This window comes from Streptomyces sp. W1SF4 (genome assembly GCF_003950035.1).
Lineage (GTDB): Bacteria > Actinomycetota > Actinomycetes > Streptomycetales > Streptomycetaceae > Streptomyces > Streptomyces racemochromogenes.
Window position 1 is genome coordinate 36,859 of sequence record NZ_CP034352.1, and the last position, 23,215, is coordinate 60,073.

General features: G+C 74.3%; 5 protein-coding genes. All 5 read right to left on the bottom strand.

Features of this window, described 5'->3' with window-relative positions; genetic code table 11:
- Positions 1 to 54 precede the first annotated feature (54 nt).
- The 5 genes from D1J60_RS36300 to pabB all read right to left on the bottom strand — a co-directional run bounded on the left by D1J60_RS36300 (position 55) and on the right by pabB (position 23,215).
- Positions 55 to 4,833: a type I polyketide synthase gene (locus D1J60_RS36300; protein WP_241253719.1), complete on the bottom strand. Its 4,779-nt coding sequence runs from the start codon at positions 4,831 to 4,833 to the stop codon at positions 55 to 57.
- 44 nt (positions 4,834 to 4,877) lie between these two features.
- Positions 4,878 to 17,438: a type I polyketide synthase gene (locus D1J60_RS36305; protein ID WP_125824776.1), complete on the bottom strand. Its 12,561-nt coding sequence runs from the start codon at positions 17,436 to 17,438 to the stop codon at positions 4,878 to 4,880.
- 70 nt (positions 17,439 to 17,508) lie between these two features.
- The gene (locus D1J60_RS36310; RefSeq protein ID WP_125824777.1) at positions 17,509 to 18,699 is read right to left on the bottom strand and encodes a 4-hydroxybenzoate 3-monooxygenase; all 1,191 of its coding nucleotides are present in this window, start codon (positions 18,697 to 18,699) and stop codon (positions 17,509 to 17,511) included.
- Positions 18,696 to 21,059 (bottom strand): glycoside hydrolase family 3 C-terminal domain-containing protein, encoded by a 2,364-nt coding sequence (locus D1J60_RS36315; protein WP_125824778.1) that lies wholly within the window; start codon positions 21,057 to 21,059, stop codon positions 18,696 to 18,698. Before D1J60_RS36315 ends, D1J60_RS36310 begins: the two co-directional genes overlap by 4 nt.
- Positions 21,056 to 23,215: an aminodeoxychorismate synthase component I gene (pabB, locus tag D1J60_RS36320; protein ID WP_125824779.1), complete on the bottom strand. Its 2,160-nt coding sequence runs from the start codon at positions 23,213 to 23,215 to the stop codon at positions 21,056 to 21,058. The genes D1J60_RS36315 and pabB overlap by 4 nt, the downstream gene beginning before the upstream one ends.

Consider the following 23,215-nt stretch of genomic DNA (forward strand, 5'->3'; position numbering starts at 1 on the left):
CGGCGGCGGGGCGGCCGGCGTCGGGGCGGGCGGCGTCGGGGCGGGCGGCGTCGCTCATGAGATGCCGAACTTCTCGCCGAGCAGGCCGAACAGTTCGTCGTCGGTCGCCGCCTCGTACTGGTCGGCGGCGGCGGTGCGATCCGGGTGGCCCGCGGCTTCCCGGCCTTGCGCGAGCAGCGCCTCCAGCCTCTGCATGATCTTGGTGTGGTCGCCGGTGCCGGGCTCGACCCGGGTGAGTGCGCGTTCGAAGCGGGCGAACTCCTCCAGCGCGGACGGGCCGTCCGCGCCGGCGTTCCCGCACAGCTCGGAGCGCAGGTGGCCGGCGAGCGCGGCCGGGTTGGGGTGGTCGAAGACCACGGTGGCGGGCAGGGCCAGGCCGGTGGCCGTGCTCAGCCGGTTGCGCAGTTCGACCGCCGTGAGGGAGTCGAACCCCGCCTCGCGGAAGGCCCGTCCGGGGGCGACCTCGTGCGGGGTGCCGTGCCCGAGGACGGCGGCCACGTGGGTCCGGACCAGGTCGAGCAGGGCCCGTTCCTGCGCCTCGGCGGGCAGGCCGGGGAGGGTGTCCCGCAGGGAGGTGCCGGCGGTCCGGCCGTCCTCCAGGGCCGCGAGTACGGTCCGTACCTCGGGCACGCCCGTCAGGAGCGGGCTGGGGCGGCCGGTGACGAAGGCCGCCGTGAAGCGCTCCCAGTCGACGGCGGCGACCACGAGGGTGGTCTCGTCGCGGTCCAGTGCCTGCTGGAGCGCGGTGATGGCCAGGTCGGGGGCCATCGGGAGGAGGCCGCCGCGGCGCATGCGGGCGGTGACGGCGTCGGAGCCGGTGGCGAGGCCGCTGTCCCCCCAGGCTCCCCAGGCGAGGGAGGTGGCGGGCAGTCCGTCGGCCCGCCGCTGCTCGGCCAGAGCGTCCAGATACGCGTTCGCCGCCGCGTAGTTGCCCTGACCCGCACCACCGACCGACCCCGCGAACGAGGAGAACAACACGAACGCCGACAGGTCCAAGCCCATCTCGCGCGTCAGCTCGTGCAGATGGCGTGCCGCGTCCGCCTTGGGGCCGAGAACCGCCGCAAGACGGTCCGGGGTCAGGCCCTCCAGCACACCGTCGTCCAGCACACCGGCCGCATGGAACACGGCCGACACCGGGTGCTCGACCAGCAGCTTCGCCACCGCGTCACGGTCACCCACATCACACGCGGCGACGGACGCCGTGACACCCGACTCGGCCAGCTCCGCGACCAGCTCGGCGGCACCCGGAGCCTCCAAGCCCCGACGGCTGGTCAGGACGAGCTCCTTCGCACCCAGCGACACCAGCCAACGCGCCACCCGGCCACCCAGTGCACCGGTACCACCGGTCACCAGCACCGGACCATCCGGCCGCCAGCCGTCCCCCACCACCGGGGCGAAGGGCGCACGCACCAGACGACGCGCGAACACGCCCTCCGCGCGGACCGCGACCTGGTCCTCACCCGTAACGCCTGACAGCACGGTCGTCAGCCGGGCCGCCGTCTGTTCGTCCAGCGCCTCCGGGACGTCCACCAGACCGCCCCAGCGCTCTCCGAACTCCAACGCCGCCACCCGGCCCAGACCCCACACCTGCGCCGCAACCGGATCCACAAGACGGTCTCCGGCACCCGTCGACACCGCACCACGGGTCACACACCACAACCGGGCCCCGACACCCGCATCACCCAGCGCCTGCACCAGCGACAGCGAACCCGCCACATCCAGCAGCGACACCACACCATCCACCGCACCGACACCGGACAGCGCCTCGGCCAGCTCACCACGGGAACGACCCCCCGCGACCAGCTCCACCACCTCCACACCCGGCAGGGACAACGCCCCCGCCTCCGCCGACACCACCAACCATCGGCCCGAGAGGTGACCGGGGACGTCCGCGGACATGGGTTCCCAGACCGCCCGGTAGCGCCAGGAGTCGACGGTGGACCGCTGCCGGCGTCCCGCCCGCCAGGCGGTCAGGACGGGCAGGGCGGTCTCCAGGGCGTCCAGCGCGGGCCCCTCGGCACCGAGTTCGCCGGACAGGGCCGGCAGGTCGGCGCGTTCGACGGCCTCCCAGAACGCCGACTCCGCCGGGTCCGCGCCGGCCGTGCGGCCGGTGCCGGGGCGCGGCCAGTACCGGCGGCGCTGGAAGGCGTAGGTCGGCAGGTCGACGTGGGCCGGTCCGGCGTCCGTGAAGGCGGGCGACCAGTCGACGGTGACGCCGCGTACGTGGGCCTCGGCCAGCGAGAGCAGGAACCGTGCCGGGCCGCCGTCCTGGCGGCGCAGCGATCCGACGGCGCACTCCCCGAGGCCCTGGATCAGCACCGGGTGCGGGCTGCTCTCGACGAACACCCCGAAGCCCTGCTCGCGCAGGGCGCGCGTGGACTCCTCGAAGCGCACGGTCCGGCGGGCGTTGCGGTACCAGTACTCGGCGTCGAGCTCGGCGGTGTCCTGCCAGTCGCCGGTGACCGTGGAGAAGAAGGGCACCTGCGACGGGCGCGGGGAGAGCCCGGCGAGGACGGTGAGGAGTTCGTCGCGGATCTCCTCCACGTGGGCGGAGTGGGAGGCGTAGTCGACGGCGATCCGGCGGGCGCCCTCGGTCGCGGCGAGCAGCGCGTCGAGTGCCTCGGGGTCGCCGGAGACGACGACCGAGCGGGGGCCGTTCTCGGCGGCGATGGACAGCCGCTCGTCGAGGCCGTCCGCGACCTCCTCGCGGGGCAGGGGCACGGACACCATGCCGCCGCGGCCGGAGAGGGCGAGGAGGGCCTTGCTGCGCAGGGCCACCACGCGTGCGCCGTCTTCGAGGGAGAGGCCGCCGGCGACGCAGGCCGCGGCGATCTCGCCCTGGGAGTGTCCGAGGACGGCGGCCGGTTCCACTCCGTACGAGCGCCAGAGGGCGGCGAGGGACACCATCACGGCCCACAGGGCGGGCTGCACCACGTCGACGCGGGCGAGGGCGGTCTCGTCGGTGAGCACCTCGCGCAGCGACCAGTCGACGAAGGTGGACAGGGCTTGCTCGCACTGGTCCATGCGTTCGGCGAAGACGGGGCTGGTGGCGAGCAGTTCGGTGGCCATGCCGGTCCACTGGGAGCCCTGGCCGGGGAAGACGAAGACGACCTTGGTGCGGCCGTCGGGTGCCCGGCCCTCGACCAGGCCCGCGGCGGCCGTGCCGTCGGCCAGCGCAGCCAGTGCGGCGTCGAAGGCGTCGGGGTGGTCGGCGACGAGCACGGCGCGGTGGTCGAAGGAGGCCCGGGAGAGGGCGAGGGAGCGGCCGATGTCCGACGGGGCGTGACCGGGGCGGGACGACAGGAACGTACGCAGTTCCCGGGCCTGTGCGCGCAGCGCGTCGGCCGACTTGCCGGACAGGGTCCAGGGCAGGGCGGAAGGGGCCGCGGAGGGGCCGGCCGGGGCGGGTTCCGTGGCCGGGGCGGGTTCCTCCAGGATGACGTGGGCGTTGGTGCCGCTCATGCCGAACGAGGACACGCCGGCGCGGCGCGGCTGCCCGTCGGGGGTGTGCCAGTCGAGGTTCTCCGTCAGCAGCCGCACGGAGCCGGCGGTCCAGTCGACCTGGGGGGTGGGCTCGTCCACGTGGAGGGTCTTGGGGAGGACGCCGTTGCGGATCGCCATCGTCATCTTGATGACCCCGGCCACGCCGGCGGCGGCCTGCGTGTGCCCGATGTTCGACTTCACCGAACCGAGGTGGAGCGGCCGGTCCGCCGGGCGGTTCTGGCCGTACGTGGCCAGCAGCGCCTGCGCCTCGATGGGGTCGCCGAGGGTGGTGCCGGTGCCGTGGGCCTCGACGGCGTCGACCTCGTCGGCGGTCAGGCGGGCGTCTGCGAGGGCTTGGCGGAGCACGCGCCGCTGGGACGGGCCGTTGGGGGCGGTGAGGCCGTTGGAGGCGCCGTCCTGGTTGACGGCGGAGCCGCGGATCACCGCGAGGACCTGGTGGCCGTTGCGGCGGGCGTCGGACAGCCGCTCCAGTACGAGCACTCCGGCGCCCTCGCCCCAGCCGGTGCCGTCCGCGGCGGCCGCGAACGGCTTGCAGCGGCCGTCCGGGGCCAGGCCCCGCTGGCGGCTGAACTCGGTGAAGGTGGTCGGGCTGGCCATGACGGTCACGCCGGCCGCGAGCGCGAGCGTGCACTCCTGCCGGCGCAGCGCCTGTGCGGCGAGGTGCAGGGCGACGAGGGAGGACGAGCAGGCGGTGTCGACGGTGACGGCGGGTCCCTCGAAGCCGAACTCGTACGAGATCCGGCCGGACAGCACGCTGGTGGCGTTCCCGGTCGCGAGGTAGCCGTCGACCTCCTCGGGGCCGCCGACGAGGACCGTGCCGTAGTCGCCGCCGTTGGTGCCGACGAACACGCCGGTCCGGCTGCCGCGCAGGGTGTCCGGGGTGATGGCGGCGCGTTCGAGGGCCTCCCAGGACGTCTCCAGCAGGAGCCGCTGCTGGGGGTCCATGGCGAGGGCCTCGCGCGGGGAGATCCCGAAGAAGCCGGCGTCGAAGTCGGCGGCGTCGTGGACGAACGCGCCTTCGCGGACGTACGAGGAGCCGGGCCGGTCCGGGTCCTCGTCGAACAGTTCCTCCAGGTCCCAGCCCCGGTCGGCGGGGAACGGCGACACGGCGTCACGGCCGGTGGCGACCAGGTCCCACAGCCCCTCGGGCGAACGGACGCCACCGGGGAACCGGCAGCCCATCGCGACGATCGCGATGGGCTCCCGGGCCGCGTCGGTGAGCCGCCGGTTCTGTTCGCGCAGCCGCTCGGCCTCCTTGAGGGAGGTCCGGAGCGCGGCCACGAGCTTCGCTTCGGGCGTCTGAGGCGTCGTCGCCGTGCCGGATGTCACTGCTTCGGGGGTAACCATGTGTCAGCTCCACACTTCCCGGACCGTCAGGAGTCCGTGTTGTCCATGGCGAGACGGATCAGGGCGTCGACGTCCATCGCGTCGATGTCCTCCGGGGCCGTGTCGTCCGGGTCGGCCGCCGCTTCCTGCGTGCCGGCACGCGCTTCGAGTCCGGCCAGGTCCAGCAGCACTTCCAGCAGTCCGGCCTCTCTGATCCGGGAGAGCGGCATCGAGGCGAGCGCCCGGCGGATGCGGTCCTCCTCCGGGTCGGTGTCGCCGAGGTCCCCGCACAGCTCGGTGAGGAGGTACGCGGCGAGCGCGGCCGGGTTGGGGTGGTCGAAGACGGCGGTGGCGGGCAGGGCCAGGCCGGTGGCCCTGCCGAGCCGGTTGCGGAGCTCGACCGCCGTCAGGGAGTCGAACCCGATGCCCTTGAAGGGCTGGTCGGCGCCCACGCGCTGGGGTGACCCGTGGCCGAGTACGCCGGCCACGTGGGTGCGGACCAGGTCGAGCAGTACGTCGGTCCGCTCGGCGGCGGTCGGCAGCGCCGCCAGACGTGCGGCGAGGCCGATGTCGGCCGTGTCCGGTTCGGCGGGCCGGGCGGCTTCCGGGATGCCGGAGAGGAGCGGACTCGGCCGGGCGGAGGTGAAGCCCGGCGCGAAGCGCTGCCAGTCGAGGTCGATGACCGTCAGGGTGTCGTCGCCGTGGGCGAGGGCCCGGGCGAGTGCGGCGAAGGCCGTCGCGGTGGGCAGTCCGGTCATGCCGGCCAGGCGCATCCGTTCGGCGACGCTCTCGTCCGCCGCCATGCCGTTGTCGGCCCACGGGCCCCAGGCGAGGGAGGTGGCGGGCAGTCCGTCGGCCCGCCGCTGCTCGGCGAGCGCGTCCAGATACGCGTTGGCCGCCGCGTAGTTGCCCTGACCCGCACCACCGACCGTGCCCGCGAACGAGGAGAACAACACGAACGCCGACAGGTCCAAGCCCATCTCGCGCGTCAGCTCGTGCAGGTAGCGTGCCGCGTCCGCCTTGGGGCCGAGGACCGTCGCCAGACGGCCGGGCGTCAAACCGTCCAGCACACCGTCGTCCAGCACACCCGCCGCATGGAACACCGCCGTGACGGGATGGTCGACCAGCAGCTTCGCCACCGCGTCCCGATCGGCCACGTCACACGCGGGGACGGACACCGTGACACCCGACTCCGCCAGCTCCGCCACCAGCTCGGCAGCACCCGGAGCCTCCAAGCCCCTGCGGCTCGTCAGGACGAGCTCCTTCGCACCCGCCGAAGCCAGCCAACGCGCCACCCGCACACCCAGCGCACCGGTACCACCGGTCACCAGCACCGGGCCGTCGGGCCGCCAGCCGTCACCCGCCACCGGGGCGAACGGAGCCCGGACCAGACGACGCGCGAGCACACCCTCGGCACGCACCGCGAGCTGGTCCTCGCCGGTACCGCCCGACAGGACGGCCCACAGCAGGGCGGAGGCCTGTTCGTCCAGGACCGGCGGGACGTCCACCAGACCACCCCAGCGCTCACCGAACTCCAGCGCCGCGACCCGGCCCAGACCCCACACCTGCGCCTGAACCGGATCCGCCACACGGTCGGCGGCACTGGTCGACACCGCGCCACGGGTCACGCACCACAACCGGGCCGCGATACCCGCATCACCGAGCGCCTGCACCAACGACAGCGATCCCGCCACGTCCAGCAGCGACACCACACCATCGACCGCACCGACGCCGGACAGCGCTTCGGCCAGCTCGCCACGGGAACGACCACCCGCGACCAGCTCGACCACACCCGGCGCCGACAGCGCACCCGCCTCCGCCGACACCACCAACCACCGGCCGGGCACGGCGGGCTGCGCCACGTCCACCGGCTGCCAGGTGACCTGGTAGAGGAGGTCGTCGAGGGCGTCCGCACCACGTCGCGGTACGAGCCAGCTGGGGGCCGCGGGCTGTTCCGCGATGCGCGGCCAGTACCGGTCGTGCTGGAAGGCGTACGTCGGAAGGTCGGCGGGGGCCGCCGGTGCGCCCGCGAAGAGGGCGGGCAGGTCGAGGGCGACTCCGCGCGCGTGGGCGCGGCCGAGGGCTGAGAGGAGGGTGCGCGTCTCGGAGCGGTCGCGGCGCAGGAGGGGCAGGAGGGCGGCCGGCTCGTCGAGGCAGGCCTGGCCCATGGCGGCCAGGACGGCGTCCGGGCCGAGTTCGAGGTAGGTGCCCACCCCGGCCGCTTCCAGCCGGCGCATGGCGTCGTGGAAGCGGACGGCCTCACGGACGTGGCGCACCCAGTAGGCGGGAGAGGTCAGTTCCCCGGCGAGGCCGGATACCACCGGGATCGACGGAGCGGAGTAGGTCAGGGACTCCGCCAACTCGCGGAACGCGTCGAGCATCGGCTCCATCAGGGGCGAGTGGAAGGCGTGCGAGACGGTCAGGCGCCTGGTCTTGCGGCCCCGGTCCGCGAGCGTGGCGGCCACGGCCAGGACGGCGTCCTCGAGGCCCGAGATCACCACGGACTCCGGGCCGTTGACGGCCGCGATGTCGACATCGGCCGACAGCAGCGGGCGGACCTCGTCCTCGGTGGCCTGGACGGACACCATCGCGCCGCCCTCGGGCAGCGCACCCATCAGGGCGCCGCGGGCACGGACCAGTGCCGAAGCGTCGGCGAGGGAGAAGACTCCGGCGACGTGCGCGGCGGCGATCTCACCGATCGAGTGGCCCGCCACGAAGTCCGGGCGGACGCCGTAGGACTCCAGGAGCCGGTACAACGCCACCTCGACGGCGAACAGTGCCGGCTGGGTGCACTCGGTGCGGTGGACCTCCTCCCCACCGCCGAAGACGATCTCCTTCAGCGGGAAGTCGAAGTGGGCGCACACCTCGTCGAACGCCGCCGCGAACACCGGCTGGGCGTCGTACAGTTCACGGCCCATCCCGGGGCGCTGCGCACCCTGCCCGGAGAACAGGAACGCGGACGTGGCCGGTGCCTGGACGTGGTCGGTGTCCGCGTCGCCGCGTGCCACGGCGTCGAGCGCGGTGAGGTACTCGGTGCGGTCGGCTCCGGTCACCACGGCCCGGTGCGGGAACAGGGCGCGGGTCGTGGCCAGGGCGTGTCCGACCGCGGCCGGGTCGAAGGCCGGCCGGTCGGCGACGTGGTCGCGCAGGCGGCGGGCCTGCCCGCGCAGTGCCTCGGCCGAGGCTGCGGACAGCAGCCACGGCGCCGGGATGGCGGGATTCCGCGGGGCCTCGTCCGGGGTGTCGAGCGGGCCCTGTTCCAGCACCAGGTGGGCGTTGGTGCCGCTCATGCCGAAGGAGGACACGGCCGCCCGGCGCGGACGGCCGGTCTCCGGCCAGGCCGTGCTCTCGGTGAGGAGGGCGACCGCACCTGCCTCCCAGTCCACGTGCGGGGTGGGCTCGTCCACGTGCAGGGTGCGGGGCAGGAGGCCGTGGCGCATCGCCATGACCATCTTGATGACGCCGCCGACGCCGGCCGCGGCCTGGGTGTGGCCGATGTTGGACTTCAGGGAGCCCAGGTGCAGCGGGCGGTCCGCCGGCCGGTCCTGGCCGTAGGTGGCGAGGAGGGCCTGGGCTTCGATGGGGTCGCCGAGCGGGGTGCCCGTGCCGTGCGCCTCGACCGCGTCGACCTGGTCGGCGGTCAGGCCCGCGTTGGCGAGGGCCTGGCGGATGACGCGCTGCTGGGCGGGGCCGTTGGGGGCGGTCAGGCCGTTGGAGGCGCCGTCCTGGTTGACGGCGGAGCCGCGGATCACCGCGAGGACCTGGTGGCCGTTGCGGCGCGCGTCCGAGAGCCGCTCCACGAGGAGCATGCCGACGCCCTCGGACCAGCCCGTGCCGTCCGCGGCGGCCGCGAACGGCTTGCAGCGGCCGTCGGGCGAGAGGCCGCGCTGGCGGCTGAAGTCGATGAACGACTGCGGGGTGGACATGATGGTGACGCCGCCCGCCAGGGCCAGTTCGCATTCGCCGCGCCGGAGGGCTTCCGTAGCCAGGTGCAGGGCCACCAGCGACGAGGAGCACGCGGTGTCGACGGTCAGCGCGGGACCTTCGAGGCCCAGGGCGTAGGCGATGCGGCCGGAGGCGACGCTGCCGGCGCCGCCCGTGCCGAGGTAGCCCTCCAGGCTCTCGGCGGACTGCGACACCAGGGCCGTGTAGTCCTGGCCGTTGGTGCCGACGAACACGCCGGTGCCGCTGCCGCGCGCCGCGGCCGGGGTGACTCCGGCACGCTCGAACGCCTCCCACGCCACCTCCAGCAGCAACCGCTGCTGGGGGTCCATGGCGAGGGCCTCGCGCGGGGAGATCCCGAAGAAGCCGGCGTCGAAGTCGGCGGCGTCGCGGAGGAACCCGCCGTGCTGGGTGTACGTGGTGCCCTGGTGCTCGGGGTCCGGGTCGTAGAGCGCCCCGATGTTCCAGCCCCGGTCGCGCGGGAAGGGCGTGATCGCGTCGGCCCCGGACTGCACGAGGCGCCACAGGTCTTCGGGGGAGCCGACGTCGCCGGGGAAGCGGCAGCTCATGCCGACGATGGCGATCGGCTCGTCGCTGCCGACCGCGCGGCGCACCCGGGCCGCTCCGGTGCCGGTGCCGCCGAGAAGCTCGGTGTGGAGGTGGGCCACGAGCGCGGCCGGGGTCGGGTAGTCGTAGACGAGGGTCGCGGGCAGCGGCAGCCCGGTGGCGGTGCCGAGCCGGGTACGGAACTCCACGGCGGTCATCGAGTCGAAGCCGAAGTCGCGGAAGGCCCGCTCGGGGTCGGCGGTCTCCTGCGCGGCGTGTCCCAGGACGGTGGCGATGGTGTCGCGGACCAGGTCGAGCAGGACGCGCGCCGGGTCGTCCGCCGACTCCAGGCGCTTCGCCAGCGGCGACGTCGGCTCCGCCTGTGCGGCGGGGGCGTAGCCGGTGCCGGGCCAGTAGCGCTGCCGCTGGAAGGCGTACGTGGGCAGGTCGACGCGGCGTCCGGCAAGGAACGGCAGCCACTCGACGGGGAGGCCGCGGGTCCAGGCCTCGGCGAGGGCGCCGAGGAAGGCCTCCGGCTCGGGGCGGTCCTTGCGCAGCACGGGGGCGAGGAGCCCGGAGAAGTCCTCGGGGAGGGACTCCCCCGCCATGGCGGCGAGGACGCCCTGCGGGCCGAGCTCCAGGAAGTGGGCGACGCCCTGGGCGGCGAGGTGGGCTACCCCGTCGGCGAAACGGACGGCACCGCGGACGTGCTCGACCCAGTAGTCGGCGGTGAACCCGGTGATCTGCCCGCCGGTGACGTTGGAGACCACCGGGATGGCGGGCTCCGAGTAGGCCAGGGACTCGGCGACCTCGCGGAACGCCTCCAGCATCGGCTCCATCAGGGGCGAGTGGAAGGCGTGCGAGACCGTCAGGCGCTTGGTCTTGCGGCCCTGTTCGGCCAGCTTCGCGGCCACGGCGAGGACGGCCTGCTCGGCGCCCGAAATCACCACGGACTGGGGGCCGTTGACCGCCGCGATGTCGACGTCCGCCGACAACAGCGGACGGACCTCGTCCTCGGTGGCGCGGATCGAGACCATCGCGCCGCCCTCGGGCAGGGCGCCCATCAGGGCGCCGCGGGCGCGGACCAGTGCCGAAGCGTCCGCGAGGGAGAACACACCGGCGACGTGCGCGGCGGCGATCTCACCGATCGAGTGCCCGGCCACGAAGTCGGGACGCAGACCGAAGGACTCCGCCAGCCGGTACAGGGCCACCTCGACCGCGAACAGCGCCGGCTGGGTCACCTCCGTGCGGTGGACCTCCTCCCCACCGCCGAAGACGATGCCCTTCAGCGGCAGGTCGAAGTGGGCGCACACCTCGTCGAACGCCGCCGCGAACACCGGCTGCGCGTCGTACAGCTCACGCCCCATCCCCGGACGCTGCGCACCCTGGCCGGAGAAGAGGAAAGCGGACTTGCCGCCCGACACAGCGCCCTCGACTACGCCCGGCGCCGAGCGGCCCTCGGCCACGGCCTCCAGCCCGGCCAGCAGACCCGCACGGTCGGCGGCCACCACGGCCGCCCGACTGCCCAGCGCGGCCCGCGAAGCCACCAGCGAGAAAGCCACGTCGGCCGGGGACGGCTCCGGATCGGCCGTCACCCGCTCCAGCAGCCGGCCCGCCTGGGCGCGGACGGCGTCCGCGTCACGGCCCGACAGCACCCACACCGGGAGTCCCGGGGCGGGGGTGGTGTCGGCGTCAGCGGCCGCCGGGTCCTGCGGGGCCTCCTGGAGGATGGTGTGGGCGTTGGTGCCGCTGATGCCGAACGAGGACACGGCGGCCCGGCGCGGGCGGCCCGTCTCGGGCCACGGCACCGTCTCCGTCAGCAGGCGCACCGCGCCGGCCGACCAGTCGACGTGCGGGGTCGGGGCGTCCACGTGCAGGGTCATCGGCACTACTCCGTGGCGGATCGCCATGACCATCTTGATGACGCCGGCCATGCCCGCCGCGGCCTGGGTGTGGCCCAGGTTCGACTTGACCGAGCCCAGCAGCAGTGGCCGGTCCTCCTCGCGGTCCTGGCCGTAGGTGGCGAGGAGGGCCTGCGCCTCGATGGGGTCGCCGAGGGTGGTGCCGGTGCCGTGGGCTTCGACCACGTCGACCTGGTGTGTCGTCAGCCGGGCCTTGGCGAGGGCCTGTTCGATGACGCGCTGCTGGGAGGGGCCGTTGGGGGCGGTCATGCCGTTGGACGCGCCGTCCTGGTTCACCGCCGAACCCTGCACGACGGCGAGCACCCGGTGCCCGTTGCGCCGTGCGTCGGAGAGGCGTTCGAGCAGGACCATGCCGACGCCCTCGGACCAGGAGGTGCCGTCGGCGCCCGCGGCGAACGGCTTGCAGCGGCCGTCGGCGGCCAGGCCGCGCTGGCGGCTGAACTCGACGAAGGTGTTCGGGCTGGACATGACGGTGACGCCGCCGGCCAGGGCCATGGTGCATTCGCCCTGCCGCAGCGCCTGGCCGGCGAGGTGGAGCGACACCAGGGAGGAGGAGCAGGCCGTGTCGACGGTGACCGCGGGGCCTTCGAGGCCCAGTGTGTAGGCGATGCGGCCGGAGGCGATGCTGCCGGCGCTGCCGTTGCCCGCATAGCCCTCCAGGCCGTCCTCGTCGTGGAGGAGGTTGACGTAGTCGTGGTACATGACGCCGGTGAAGACGCCGGTGCGGCTGCCGCGCACGGCGGTGGGGGCGATCCCGGCGTTCTCGAAGGTCTCCCAGGCGGTCTCCAGAAGGAGGCGCTGCTGGGGGTCCATGGCGAGGGCCTCGCGGGGGGAGATCCCGAAGAACACGGGGTCGAAGTCGGCGGCCCCGTCGAGGAAGCCGCCCTCACGGACGTACGAGGTTCCGGCGTGTGCGGGGTCGGGGTGGTAGAGGGAGTCGATGTCCCAGCCGCGGTCGGCGGGGAAGTCCGCGATGGCGTCGCCGCCGGAGAGCACCAGGCGCCACAGGTCCTCGGGGGAGCGGACGCCTCCGGGGAAGCGGCAGCTCATGCCGACGATGGCGATCGGCTCGTCGGCGGGCGGCGGGGTCGCCGCCGTGGCGGGCGCCTTGGCGTCGCCGGTGTCGACGAGGCGGCTCTTCAGGTAGGCGACGAGGGAGGCCGGGGTCGGCTGGTCGAAGATGAGGGTGGCGGGCAGGCGCAGGCCGGTGACGGCGCTGAGCCGGTTGCGCAGTTCCACGGCGGACAGGGAGTCGAAGCCGAGGTCCTTGAACACCTGTGTCGGTTCCGGGGCGCCGGGGGCGCGGTGGCCGAGTACGGCGGTCACCTCGGTGACCACCAGGTCGTGGAGGGTGCGCGTCTGCTGGGCTTCGGGCAGGCCGGCCAGCCGCTGTCCGAGGGAGGAGCCTCCGGTGCGGGGTGCCGCGCCGGCGGTCGGCCGCGGCGGGGTCGCCGTCGCGAGGCCGCGCAGGACGGGTGACAGGGAGGGGCCGGTGGGGAGCGCCTTGAGGTCGAGGCGCATGGGGAACAGCACGGCCCGGTCGAGGGCGGGGGCGGTGTCGAGGAGCGCGAGGGCTTCTTCGGTGGCGAGGGCGGACATGCCGCCGCGGTGGATGCGGTCGACGTCGCCCGCGTCGAGGGCGCCGGTCATGCCGCTGCGTTCGGCCCACAGGCCCCAGGCGAGGGAGACGGCGGGCAGGCCGAGGGAGCGGCGGTGCTGGGCGAGGGCGTCCAGGTAGGCGTTGGCGGCGGCGTAGTTGCCCTGACCGGGGGCGCCGAGCAGGCCGGCGGCGGAGGAGAAGAGCACGAACGCCGACAGGCCGAGGTCCGCGGTGAGTTCGTGGAGGTTGCGGGCGGCGTCGGCCTTGGGGCGCAGGACCGTGTCGATGCGCTCCGGGGTCAGGGACTCGATCGTTCCGTCGTCCACCACACCGGCCGTGTGGATGACGGCGGTGAGGGGGTGCTCGGCGGGGATCGCGGCCAGGAGGGAGGCCAGGGCGTCCCGGTCGGCGACGTCGCAGGCGGAGACCGTCGCGGTCGCGCCCAGGGCGGACAGTTCCGCGACCAGGTCTTCGGCGCCGCCGGAGCGGCTCGCCAGGAGCAGGTGGCGGACCCCGTGTCCGGTGACCAGGTGGCGGGCCACCGCCCGGCCCAGGACGCCGGTACCGCCCGTGATCAGGACCGTGCCGCCTTCGGTGAAGGCCAGGCCGCCGGAGGTGGCACTGGACGTCCTGGTCAGGCGCGGGACGCGGACCGCTCCCCCACGCACCGCGGCCTGCGGTTCGGCGGACGTCAGGTAGGGGGCCGGGTCGGCGGCCTCCTCCAGGTCCAGGAGGTGGAAACGGCCCGGGTGCTCCGACTGCGCCGAGCGCACCAGGCCCCACACCGCCGCACCCGCCAGGTCACCGGCGTCCTCGCCCACGGCGCCGCGCGTCACGAACACCACGCGCTCCTCCGCCGGGCTCGCCAGGGAGTCCTGGAGTACCGCGAGCACCCGGCCCAGGGCCTCGCGCACCCCGGCGGAGGTGTCCACCTCGCACACCACACCCGCGGGCAGCGCTTCGGCCGACGCCGCCGGAGTCGGCACCCAGTCCAGCGCGAACAGGGTGTCGGCGGTCCGGGGCAGTGCGCCCGGGGTCATGGGCCGCAGGGTGAGGGCGGCGATGGTGACCACCGGGAGGCCGGCTTCGTCGGTGGCGGTCAGGGCCACCGCGTCCTCGCCGGCCGGGGTCAGCCGGACGCGCAGGGTGCGGGCGCCGGTGGCGTGGAGGGCGACGTCGCGCCAGGCGAACGGCAGCCGGGCCTCGCCGCTGTCGGGGAGGAGGGTACCCACGCCGGCGGCCTGGAGGGCGGCGTCGAGGAGGGCGGGGTGGAGGCCGAAGCGGCCCGCGGCCTCGTGCTGGTCGCGGTCGAGGCCGACCTCCGCGTACACCTCGTCGCCGAGCCGCCAGGCCGCGCGCAGCCCCTGGAACGCCGGCCCGTAGGCGAATCCGGAGGCGGCGAGCCGGGTGTAGAAGGGGTCCAGGTCGACGGCTTCGGCTCCGGCGGGGGGCCAGGTCCCGCCGGTGAGGGTGTCGGCGGGGGTGGCGGCGGCGGGGGCCAGGACGCCCTCGGCGTGGCGGGTCCAGGGGCCGTCCTCGTGGCGGGCGTACGTGGTGACGGTGCGGCGGCCGTCCGGCCCGGCGGGGCCCACGGCGAGCTGGATCTGGACGGCGCCGCGTTCGGGCAGGATCAGCGGGGCTTCCAGGGTGAGTTCTTCCAGGAGTCCGCAGCCGACCTGGTCTCCGGCCCGGACGGCGAGTTCCACGAGGGCGGTGCCGGGCAGCAGGACCGTGCCGGCGACGGCGTGGTCGGCCAGCCAGGGCTGCGCCGCCAGTGACAGGCGGCCGGTGAAGAGGAGGTCGTCGGAGGCGGCGACGGTCACCATCGCGCCGAGGAGGGGGTGTCCGGCGGTGTCCAGGCCGGCCGAGGTGACGTCGCCGGCGGCGCCGCCGCCGCGCAGCCAGTACCGCTCGCGCTGGAAGGCGTACGTGGGCAGGTCGACGCGGTGGGCGCCGGGGAAGACGGTGTCCCAGTCGACGGGCACCCCGTGGACGTGGGCCTCGGCGAGGGCCCGGGTGAAGGCGGCCGGCTCGGGCTGGTCGCGGCGCAGGGCGGTGCTCCAGCGGACGCCGGGGTCCTCGTCGAGGCAGTTCTGCCCCATGGCGGTGAGGACTCCGTCGGGGCCGAGTTCCACGAAGGTGGTGACGCCGTGGTCCGCGAGGGTGCGGATGCCGTCGTGGAAGCGGACGGCCTGGCGGACGTGGCGCACCCAGTACTCGGGGGTGGCGAGTTCTTCGGCGGTGGCGACGCGGCCGGTGACGTTGGAGACGACGGGGATGGCGGGCGGGCGGAAGTCGAGGCGGGCGACGACGGCGCGGAACCGGTCGAGCATCGGTTCCATCAGCGGGGAGTGGAACGCGTGGCTGACCTTGAGGCGCTTGGTGCGGTGGCCCGCGGCGGAGAGGCGGGCGGTGGCGTCGAGTACGGCGCTCTCGCTGCCGGAGAGGACGACGGACCGGGGTCCGTTGACGGCGGCGATGTCGACGCCGGGAGTGAGGACGGCGCGGGCTTCGTCCTCGGTGGCTTCGACGGCGGCCATGGCGCCGCCGTCGGGCAGGGACTGCATGAGCCGGCCGCGGGCGGCGACGAGGGCGGCGGCGTCGGCGAGCGGGAGCATGCCGGACACGTGTGCGGCGACCAGTTCGCCGACCGAGTGGCCGAGGAGGAAGTCGGCGCGCAGGCCGTGGCTCTCGGCCAGGCGGTAGAGGGCCGTTTCGAGGGCGAAGAGGGCGGCCTGGGTGTACTCGGTGCGGTCCAGGAGCGGGGAGCCGTCGAAGACGACGTCGCGTACGGGGCTGTCGAAGTAGCGGTCGAGGTGGGCGCAGGCCTGGTCGAAGGCGTCGGCGAAGACGGGGTACGCGGCGTGCAGTTCGCGTCCCATGCCGGGGCGTTGGGCGCCCTGGCCGGTGAACAGGAAGGCGGTGCGGGGGTCGGGGCGGGCGGTGCCGTGGACGAGGTTGTCGGCGGGGGTGTCGTCGGCGAGGGCGCGCAGGCCGGCGTGGAGTTCGCCGGTGGTGGTGCCGAGGACGACGGCGCGGTGGGTGAGGGCGGCGCGGGCGGTGGCGAGGGTGTGGCCGGTGTCGGCGAGGGGGGCGCCGGGGGCGGTGTGGTCCAGCAGGGTGCGGGCCTGGGCGCGGAGGGCTTCGGGGCTCCGGGCGGACAGCGGCCAGGCCACGGCCGGCGGAGTGGGGGTGGCCGGCGGTTCCTCGTCGGGGCTCTCGGGCTGTTCGAGGATCAGGTGGGCGTTGGTGCCGCTGATGCCGAAGGAGGAGACGGCGGCGCGGCGGGGTGCGCCGGTCCGGGGCCAGTCGGTGTTCTCGGTGAGGAGGGTGACCGATCCGGCGGTCCAGTCGACGTGCGGGGTGGGTTCGTCGACGTGGAGGGTCTTGGGGAGGATGCCGTGGCGCATGGCTTCGACCATCTTGATGACGCCGGCGACGCCCGCGGCGGCCTGGGTGTGGCCGAGGTTGGACTTGACGGAGCCGAGCAGCAGGGGCTGGTCGTCGGGGGTGCGGTCCTGGCCGTAGGTGGCGAGGAGGGCCTGGGCTTCGATGGGGTCGCCGAGGGTGGTGCCGGTGCCGTGGGCTTCGACGGCGTCGACGTCGCGCGGGGTGAGGCGGGCCTGTTCGAGGGCCTGGCGGATGACGCGCTGCTGGGAGGGGCCGTTGGGGACGGTGAGGCCGCTGCTGGCGCCGTCCTGGTTGACGGCGGAGCCGCGGATGACGGCGAGGACGGGGTGGTTGTTGCGGCGGGCGTCGGAGAGCCGTTCGAGCAGGAGGAGGCCGGCGCCTTCGCCCCAGCCGGTGCCGTCGGCGGCGGCGGCGAAGGGCTTGCAGCGGCCGTCGGGGGCGAGGCCGCGCTGCTGGCTGAAGTCGACGAACAGGCCGGGGTCGGCCATGACGGTGACGCCGCCGGCAAGGGCCATGGTGCATTCGCCCTGGCGCAGGGCCTGGGCGGCGAGGTGGAGGGCGACGAGGGAGGAGGAGCAGGCCGTGTCGATGGTGACGGCGGGGCCTTCCAGGCCGAGGACGTAGGAGACGCGGCCGGAGGCGACGCTGCCGGCGTTGCCGCTGCCGAGGTACACCTCGACGCCTTCGGGCAGGTCGTGGGGGGCGGTGGCGTAGTCGTGGTGCATGACGCCGGCGAAGACGCCGGTGCGGCTGCCGCGCAGGGAGGTGGGGTCGAGGCCGGCGCGTTCGAAGGCCTCCCATGCGGTTTCCAGCAGGAGCCGCTGCTGGGGGTCCATGGCGAGGGCTTCGCGGGGGGAGATCCCGAAGAAGGCGGCGTCGAATTCGGCGGCGCCGGCGAGGAAGCCGCCGTCGCGGACGTAGCTGGTGCCCTGGTGGTCGGGGTCGGGGTGGTAGACGGCGTCGAGGTCCCAGCCGCGGTCGGCGGGGAAGCCGGCCACGGCGTCGCGGCCTTCGGCGACGAGCTGCCACAGTTCTTCGGGGGTGCTGACGCCGCCGGGGTAGCGGCAGCTCATCGACACGATGGCGACCGGTTCGGGCTCCTCGGCGGACCGCAGCCGCTCCCGGGTCTGGTGGAGTTCGGCCGTCATCCACCGGAGGTGGTCGAGCATCTTTTCTTCGTTTGTCATGACGTACCGAAACTCCCGTTGATCAGGTCGAAGAGGCTGCCCCCGGCGGCGGACCGGGCGGGGGTGGCCGTCAGCGGCGCGACTGGCCCACGTACTGCTCGGCGAAGGCGGTCGCCGCGGCAGTGGAGCCGGTCAGGTGGTCGAAGCGCGCCCGGCGCAGGCCCCGGTCGAAGGGGGTGCCGTCCGGGGAGGTGTGCAGCAGCTCGGTCATCCAGCGGGAGAACTCCTGGCCGAGCCAGGCGCGGCGCAGGGCGGTGGCCGAGTAGGCGTCGAGGGCGTCGCGCCGTCCGGTGCCGTACCAGACGGCGAGGGCTCCGGCGAGGAGTTCGGCGTCGGCGACGGCCAGGTTGAGGCCCTTGGCGGCGCTGGGCGGGACGATGTGTGCGGCGTCGCCGAGGAGGAAGAGCCGTCCGTGCTGCATGGGTGCGCAGAGGAAGCCGCGCAGGGGGACGAGGGTGCGTTCGAGTACGGGGCCGGTGGGGAGGGCTCCGCTGCCGCCGGCGAGGCGCAGGTCGAGTTCGGCCCAGATCTCCTCGTCGGTGCGGGTGTGGGCGGTTTCGCCGGGCGGGACCTGGAGGTAGAGGCGGCTGACGGTGGTGGACCGCATGCTCTGGAGGGCGAAGCCGCGCTCGCCGGTGGCGTAGACGAGTTCGGGGGTCATGGGAGGGGCGGCGGCGAGGACGCCCAGCCAGGCGTAGGGGTAGGTGTGGCTGCTGGTGGTGAGGGAGGCGGCGGGGACGGCGGTGCGGCTGACGCCGTGGAAGCCGTCGCAGCCGGCGACGAAGTCGCAGGTGATCTCGGTGGGGCGGCCGTCGAGGGTGCAGGTGACGGTGGCGCCGTCGCCGGCGAGCCGGTCGACGCGGACGTCGTCGACGTCGAAGTGGAGTGCTCCGCCGGTCGCGGCGCGGGCGGCGATGAGGTCCTTGACGACTTCCTGTTGTCCGTACATCCACACGGACTGGCCGGTGAGCTTGGTGAAGGGCAGGCGGTGGACGTCGCCGTCGAGGCGCAGTTCGAAGCCTTCGTGGACGAGTCCTTCCCGGTCGAGGCGTTCGGCGGTGCCGGCCCGGCGGAGGGCTTCGACGGTGCCCTGTTCGAGGAGGCCGGCGCGGACGCGGCGTTCGACGTGGTCGCGGCTGCGGCGTTCGAGGACGACGCAGTCGATTCCGTTCAGTTCGAGGAGCCGGGCCAGCAGCAGGCCGGCGGGGCCTGCGCCGATGACGCAGACCGGCGTGTGGATCCGCTGGGGGGCCGGGGTCACGGGCTCACCGTTCCGGCCGGGTCGACGTGGACGGTGGCGGTGAGGGGGAGGTCGGCGGACGAGCGGCCGACGGAGACGGTGCGGGGGCCGGCGGCCACGGTCCAGGTGCCGGTGTCGGTGTTCCAGTACTCGAAGCGGCGGGCGTCGAGGACGATGTCGACGGTGGTGGTGGCGCCGGGTTCCAGGTGGGCGGTGGCGTAGCCGGCGAGGGCCCGGGGGGCCTGGGGGGCGGTGATGTCGGGGCTGCTGCCGAGGTAGACCTGGACGGTTTCGCGGCCGGCGCGAGCGCCGGTGTTGCGCAGGGTGCAGGTGACCTTGAGTTCGCGGCCCCGGGCGGTGAGGCGGAGGTCCTCGTAGCCGAAGGTGGTGTAGCTGAGGCCGTGGCCGAAGGGGAACAGGGGGGCGACGGCGTGCTGGTCGTGCCAGCGGTAGCCGACGAAGAGGCCTTCCTGGTATTCGACGCGGCCGTCGACGCCGGGGTAGCGCAGGGGGTCTCCGGCGACGGATGTGTGGTCGGCGTCGACGGGGAAGCTCTGGGTGAGCTTGCCGCTGGGGTTGGCGTCGCCGAACAGGAGGGCGTCGGTGGCCTCGGCTCCGGCCTCGCCGGGGTACCAGACGTCGAGGACGGCGGCGACGTCGTCCAGCCAGGGCATCGTCGGGGAGGAGCCGGTGTTGAGGACGACGACGGTGTTGGGGTTGGCCTTGGCGACGGCGGAGATCAGGGTGTCCTGGAGGCCGGGCAGGGCGAGGGCGGGGCGGTCGATGAGTTCGGCGAGCTCGTCGTAGGCGAAGACGACGGCGGCGCGGGCGCCGCGGGCGGCTTCGGCGGCTTCGTCGATGTCGGCCTGGGCCTGCTGGGGGGTGACCCAGCCGAGGGTGAGGCGGACGGGGTTGGTGGGCATGGGGAGGGCGGAGAGGACGAGCTTGTAGGTGCCGGGGAGGAGGTCGACGGTGAGGCCGGCGGTGTCGCCGAAGGAGCTGCCGGCGAAGACGCGGGGGTGGCCTTCGAGGTCGATGGCCGCGTAGCCGCCGAGTGCGGTGACGGCGATGCGGTAGCGGCCCTCCGTCTCGATGGTGAGTTCGCCCTCGTAGAAGTAGTCGGGCTCGGTGGAGGGTCCGGCGGGGACCTCGCCCTCGCGGAAGGCGGGGACGAGCGCGGATGCGGGGATGGGGCGGCCGGCCGGGTCCTCGCCGATGCGGAAGGTGACGGCGTCGTCGCCGAGGCGGCCGCGCAGGACGTCGAGGGGGGTGGCGGCGTGTTCGGGGACGACGAGGGCGCTGCCGACGCCGGCGGTCTTGGGGACGGTGGCGGGCCGGCCGATGACGGCGAGGCCGTGCGCGGCGGGGCCGGGCTCGGTGAGTTTGTCGGCGGACAGCGGCAGGACGCCCCGGGGGTTGTGCAGGAGGACGGAGCCGGCGGTGGCGACCTCGAGGGCGAGGGCGCGGCCGCGGGCGGCGTCGCGGGTGGTGACGGGGCGGGGGGTGTCGTCGCCGATGAGGCCGAAGCGGGCCATCTGGCCGACGATGCGGGCGACGGCGCGGTCCAGGACGGCTTCGTCGACGCGGCCTTCGGCGATGGCCTGGCGCAGCGGTTCGCCGAGGTGGGCGCCGTCGGGCATCTCCTGGTCGAGGCCGGCTTCGATGGCGGCGGTGTCGTGGACGGCGTCCCAGTCGGACATGACCCAGCCCTCGAAGCCCCACTCGTCGCGCAGGACGGTGGTGAGGAGGGTCTCGTTCTGGCAGCTGGGGTGGCCGTTGACGCCGTTGGTGGCGCCCATGAACGCGCCGGCGCCGGCCCGGACGGCGGCCTCGAAGGCGGGGAACTCGATCTCGCGGAGGGTCCGTTCGTCGACGACGGTGTCGACGGCCATCCGGTTCTCTTCCTGGTTGTTGGCCGCGAAGTGCTTGGGCATCGCGATGACGCCCTGGGACTGGATGCCGTTGACCACGGCGGTGCCGATGGCGGTGACCAGCAGGGGGTCCTCGCCGTACAGCTCGAAGTTGCGGCCGCCGAAGGGCTGGCGCAGCACGTTGATCATCGGGCCGATGAGGACGTCCTGGCGCTTGGCGCGTGCCTCGTGGCCGAGGTACTGGCCGTAGCGGGCGGCGAGTTCGTCGTCGAAGGTGCAGGACAGGGCGATGGGGGCGGGCAGCGCGGTGGTGGTCCCGCGCTTCATGCGGACGCCGGCCGGACCGTCGGTCATGCGCAGTTCCGGGATGCCGAGGCGGGGGACGCCGGGGATGTAGCCGGACTGGCCGAGGGCCTCGGGGTCGTCGGAGCCGTGGACGAAGGAGAGCTTCTCGTCGAGGGTCATGGCCTGGACGAGGGCGGTCACGTCGACGGGGGTCTGCGGGGTCATCGCTGGTCACTTCCGGTTCGTTCGGGGACGGGCTGGGTGGTGGCCGGGCGGGCCGGGAGCAGCGCGCGGGCGGGGGCGTCGGCCTTGAGGAGCATTTCGTCGTACTCGTCGTGGGGGTCGGAGCCGAGCACGACGGCGCCGCCGGCGCCGATCCGCCAGTGCCCGTCGGCGAGGACCATGGTCCGGATGACGATGTTGAGGTCGGTGGTCCCGTTGCAGGAGAGGTAGCCGATGGCGCCGGAGTAGATGCCCCGGGCGCGGCCTTCCAGGGACTCGATGATCTCCAGGGTGCGCTGTTTGGGGGCGCCGGTCATGGAGCCGCCGGGGAAGCAGGCGCGGACGCAGTCGATGGCGTCGTTGCCGTCCTTGAGGGTGCCGCGGATGGTGGAGACGAGCTGGTGGACGGTGGCGTAGCTTTCGGCGGCCATCAGGACGGGGACGTGGACGGAGCCGACTTCGCAGACGCGTCCGAGGTCGTTGCGCATCAGGTCGACGATCATCAGGTTCTCGGCGCGGGTCTTGGTGCTGGCGACGAGTTCGCGGCGGGCGCGCTCGTCCTCGGCGGGGGTGGCGCCGCGCGGTGCGGTTCCCTTGATCGGTTTGGCTTCGGCGACCCGGTCGGCGGTGATCCTGAGGAAGCGCTCCGGGGAGGAGCAGGCCACTTCGGTGCCGTCGAGCCGCAGGTAGGCGGCGTAGGGGGCGGGGTTGGCGCGGCGCAGCCGGCGGTAGGCGGTGAAGCCGTCGTCGGTGGCGGGGACCTCGGCGACGTTGGTCAGGCAGATCTCGTAGCTCTCGCCGGCGGTCAGGAACTCCTGGCTGCGCAGGACGTCCTGGACGTAGGCGTCGCGGTCGCGGGCGAGCCGGGCTTCCACGGACGTCACGGGCCCGTCGGCGGGGGCGGGGGCGGGGGCCGGTGCGGGTTCCTGCCGGGCGAGGGCGTCGGCGGTGTCGGCGAGCCAGCGGCTGGCGCCGTCGGCGGTGGCGGGGCCGGTGCTGAGGGCGAGGAGGTAGGTGCGGCCCTCCTGGTGGTCGACGGCGAGGAACCGGTCCGCGAAGATCCAGACGGCGTCGGGGGTGGGGGCCGTGTACCGGTTGGGGGATCCGCAGTCGCCCTTCAGTTCGTAGCCGAAGTAGCCGACGTAGCCTCCGGTGAAGTCGAAGGGCAGCGGCGGGGCGTCGATGACCCGGCGGGCGAGTTCCCGCTGGAGGTAGTCGAAGACGGACTCGCGGTGGCTGCCGGGGGTGGCGGAGTCGACCTCGACGACGCCGTCCTCGACGCGGTAGCGGACGGTCTCGGCGAGCGGGCCGCGGGCGTCGCCCAGGAAGGAGAACCGGGACAGGCCGGGCTCGACGCGGGCGCTGTCGAGCCAGAAGGCGTGCGGGGAGCCGGCGAAGAGCGAGGCGAAAGCGGTCTCGGTGTCGACGGCGGTGTCCAGTTCGGCCACGTGCAGCGCGTAGTGCGTACGCTCCCCCGTGCCGGCGGCGGGCCGGACGGGTGCCGGCGCGTCCCCGGTGCGGGTGGCGGCGGCCCGGGCGGGTGCGGGGGCGGCGGTGCGGCCGCCGGTGCGCTCGGTGCGGTCGGCGAGGGTCAGGTCCCGGAAGTTGGCCAGCATCCGGCGGCCGTACTCGGTCTCGATGGACTCCGGGTGGAACTGAACGCCCCAGCGGGGCATCAGCCGGTGGCGCAGCGCCATGACGACGCCGTCCTCGGACCAGGCGGTGGCCTGGAGGTCGGGGGGCAGCGGCTGGGCCACGCACAGGGAGTGGTAGCGGACGGCGCCGAACTCCTCGGGGATGCCCGCGAAGAGCTCGTCCCCGTCGTGCCGGATCCGGGCGACCTCACCGTGCACGGGTACGGGGGCGGGTACGACCTCGCCGCCCGCCCACACGGCGAGCCCCTGGTGGCCGAGGCACACGCCGAGGACGGGGACGCCCGCCTTGACCAGGACGTCCCGGGAGACGCCGAAGTCGCGGGAGCGGGCGGGGTGGCCGGGCCCGGGCGAGATGACGATGTTGTCGAAGGCGTCGAGGTCCAGGTCGGCGGCGGCGGCCGCGTCGTTGGCGATGACGACGGGTTCCTCGCCGTTCACTTCGGCCAGCAGCTGGAACAGGTTGTACGTGTAGGAGTCGTGGTTGTCGATGAGGAGGGTCCGCAT

Excerpts from the sequence above, each read along its gene's own strand:
- D1J60_RS36305 (WP_125824776.1), bottom strand. The coding sequence starts at position 17,438 with ATGACAAACGAAGAAAAGATGCTCGACCACCTCCGGTGGATGACGGCC.
- D1J60_RS36315 (WP_125824778.1), bottom strand. The coding sequence starts at position 21,059 with ATGACCCCGCAGACCCCCGTCGACGTGACCGCCCTCGTCCAGGCCATG.
- pabB (WP_125824779.1), bottom strand. The coding sequence starts at position 23,215 with ATGCGGACCCTCCTCATCGACAACCACGACTCCTACACGTACAACCTG.